Origin of the sequence: Liquorilactobacillus uvarum DSM 19971, assembly GCF_001434935.1 — a bacterium.
GTDB classification, from domain to species: Bacteria; Bacillota; Bacilli; order Lactobacillales; family Lactobacillaceae; genus Liquorilactobacillus; species Liquorilactobacillus uvarum.
Genome location: NZ_AZEG01000138.1, coordinates 1 through 255 on the forward strand (window position 1 = coordinate 1; position 255 = coordinate 255).

The window sequence follows — 255 nt, forward strand, 5'->3', positions numbered from 1 at the left end:
GAGAGCGTAAAATATCTTGTGTAAATGCATAAAAGATTTCTGAATTGTATAGAAATAGGGAATGCCTTCCCTTATGATATTTAGTAACCACAGAAAACATCACAGGAGGCATTCCCCATGAATGAACTTACCACAGAAATTATCGCTGCACTAGCCCAAAAGCAAGATTTGGACGAAGTTTTTCGTCACCACCTCGAAATTGCGATTAACCAGCTGCTTCAAACCGAATTGGCAGAGTTTTTGGGTTACGAACGC

At 40.0% G+C, this 255-nt stretch carries 1 pseudogene; it reads left to right on the forward strand.

Going from position 1 to position 255, the window contains the following annotated elements:
• Window positions 1-117 precede the first annotated feature (117 nt).
• A pseudogene (locus tag FD20_RS13500) lies at window positions 118-255 on the forward strand (IS256 family transposase); the annotation flags it as partial.